A 1,961-nucleotide genomic window follows, 5' to 3' on the forward strand; every position below is an offset into this window, starting at 1 on the left:
TCGTTAAATCCTCCCTGGAAACGGGCGCCAAGTGTTCTGTCATGCATTCTGCGCCTGTGTACGATGCTGGCATACATCGATTTTCCGGGCAACTTTTTCTCCAAACTCCCTTGCGTCCGGAACGCGCGTTCTGAAATCGATGGAGAAACTTCGGATCCTTTTTCCAAGCTCCAGGGAACGGCCTCCTATTTGCCAATAGCCAGTCCGCAAAAGAAAAGGCCCGCGCATTGGCGGGCCCGAGGGGGGAGGAATGGCTTGGCTTCCGGCGCCGGGGATCAGGCCGCCAGAATGCGGTCCAGCAGGTTGTCCAGCGGGCAGGGCAGGCGGGCGTCGACGTCGCCCATGCCGGTTGCTGACAGGGCGCGGCCTTCATCGCTGGCCAGAACCTGGCGGGTTTCGGTCAGTGACAGCTGGTGAAAGGCCGAGCCTTCAGAAACATCGCCTGCGGGCATCAGCATGCCGCTTTCAGCCCAAACCAGTTCTTCTTCTTCAAATTCGAAATGTATGCGGCCCAGACGTTCCGGCGCGGCGGCGGAAATGCCCTTGTAGCCGGTCAGCGCAATCAGCTTGGCGACAACAACCGGCAGGCCGAACAGGCGTTCGGCGGTGTCCATCTCCAGCGCCACTTTCTGGTCTGAAGGCAGCATCAGGTCGGTGTCGTTGCCCAAAGCACCGGCCGGAACATGCAGGCATGTGGTCAGGCGCGGCACCGCATGGCGCACCGCCTTCACTTCCTGGGCGCCGCCGTCAAAGGTGAACACCATGTCGCCGGGCTTCACGTCGCGGGCCTGCTTAAAGCCTTCTTCGGTCTCTACCAGGGTCGCAGGCAGAAAGCCGCCGCTGCGGACACGGGGGCGTTTCGCAGCCGGGGCCGGCTTCAGGCTCTGCGGCAGGGGATTGGTCAGCAGCAGCACATCAACCGGCTGGTAGTCGGCAAAATCCGTGGTGTGATCCAGCTGCATGTTCATGTCCCTTCTGAGCGTCTTAGCCCGGCGTTTTGCCGTTGAAGCCATCAGGCCCCCGAATTGGGACCAAATTGGGGCGGGCTTGCGTCCCATTTCGGGATGGCGCGATTTTTTCGGGACAAAGCCGTGTTTTCAGGCGGATTGTTAACCCTTTGACGGGGCAGGCTGAGGATTTGTTAAGATTTGCCGCAAGTTTGATGGTCGGTATTTTCGTCGCTCAGAACGTGATTCTATTTGGTTAACAGGGCGTTAACTAGAATTTACCTCGTTAACCACTTGGGACGGCTGCTTGTGGATAACTGTGTGAACGCTTTGAATTCAAAGCAAAACGGGCGCCCAAGGGGCGCCCGTGTTTTCAGCTTAAGGTGGCAATTCCTACGTATTACTGGCCGCAGGACCCGATCAGCGCTTCATACTGTTCGGTGACCCAGCCCAAGGCCTGCTCCGGGTTGCGGTCTTCGATCTTGCCGATCAGGCGTTCGAACACCTCGGCCGAGCGGCTTTCGTCAACCATTGTAAAACTCTGCCCGGTCATCACCACATTGTAGAGGAAAAAGGCAATCGCCACCAAAAGGATGCCGCGCAGCACTCCGAAGAAGAAACCCGCGCCCTGATCCAGCCCGCCAAGCGCCGAGCGCTGCACCAGGGTGGAAAACAGCGGCGTGAAGAAGGAGACCACGATCAGCGCCAAGGCAAACACCGCGGCAAAGGCCGCGATGATTGACAATTCGCAGCTGTCAGCGATGAATTCGCCGATCACCGGAATTTCCGCCATCAGGGGCTCCACCTGCGGCGCAAAGATAAAGGCGAGCACGCCCGCGGCGATCCAGCCTGCGATGGCCATCGCCTCGCGTACGAAGCCACGTGAATAGGCCAGCAGCGCCGATACGACGATGACCAGGGCCACGACCCCGTCGATGATTGTGAAACCTTCCATGTCCCTCGCCCGTTTGCCTGCGATTTCGAAATTTTTGCGACCTTAGCCGGCCCCGAAGA

The 1,961-nt window shown here is 59.2% G+C and carries 2 protein-coding genes; both read right to left on the bottom strand.

Features of this window, described 5'->3' with window-relative positions:
- Positions 1-275: 275 nt before the first annotated feature.
- Positions 276-962 carry a Hint domain-containing protein gene (locus A2I95_RS34135; protein WP_291736947.1) on the bottom strand — a complete coding sequence of 229 codons (687 nt, stop codon included), beginning with the start codon at positions 960-962 and terminating at the stop codon, positions 276-278.
- Between the two features lie 385 nt (positions 963-1,347).
- Positions 1,348-1,902 (bottom strand): CvpA family protein, encoded by a 555-nt coding sequence (locus A2I95_RS34140; protein ID WP_027258467.1) that lies wholly within the window; start codon positions 1,900-1,902, stop codon positions 1,348-1,350.
- Positions 1,903-1,961: the final 59 nt, after the last annotated feature.

The sequence above is a fragment of the Leisingera sp. F5 genome, assembly GCF_001593695.1.

Bases quoted from the DNA above. Each gene is read 5' to 3' on its own strand.
- A2I95_RS34135 (WP_291736947.1), bottom strand. From the start codon at position 962: ATGCAGCTGGATCACACCACGGATTTTGCCGACTACCAGCCGGTTGAT.
- A2I95_RS34140 (WP_027258467.1), bottom strand. From the start codon at position 1,902: ATGGAAGGTTTCACAATCATCGACGGGGTCGTGGCCCTGGTCATCGTC.